We start from the raw sequence: 403 nt of genomic DNA, 5'->3' as shown, positions 1-403 counted from the left end.
AGGACCTCGCCCTCCGCGAGGCCGTCGATGGCGGACTTGGTCTTCACCACTGGCATGGGGCACGATGCACCTTTCACGTCGAGCGTCTCCGCGATGTCGAATTCGGCACTCATTGTGTATCTGCTCCGGAGTCTGTATTGGAGCTATCGCACAATACCCCCCGGTGAAGTAAAACTGTGTCGGTTCTTGGGAATTCTACTAACTACTGTATAACGCCGAACCGGTTAAGACGGTTCACAAGAGCGGTAACGGCGGATCCACCCGCGCATATCCGAATCTGCGGGCGAGTAGTATTGCTTAGAAAAGGAAATACTATGAAAATGCTTTTGTGCGTCGGTCCGGTAGGAGCGACTGCGAAACATGAACGCCGACGACTTTCCGACTCCGGACGTCGACGTCGACT

At 54.6% G+C, this 403-nt stretch carries 1 protein-coding gene; it reads right to left on the bottom strand.

What is annotated here, in order from left to right; genetic code table 11:
* The coding region (locus EXE42_RS17160; RefSeq protein ID WP_137707080.1) for a sulfurtransferase TusA family protein at positions 1-113 on the bottom strand (113 nt) is incomplete at its 3' end.
* Positions 114-403: the final 290 nt, after the last annotated feature.

The sequence above is a fragment of the Halorubrum sp. SP3 genome (assembly GCF_005435195.1).
GTDB classification, from domain to species: domain Archaea; phylum Halobacteriota; class Halobacteria; order Halobacteriales; family Haloferacaceae; genus Halorubrum; species Halorubrum sodomense.
Note: the sequence above shows the minus strand (reverse complement) of the source record. Positions and strands in the feature narration are given on the sequence as shown.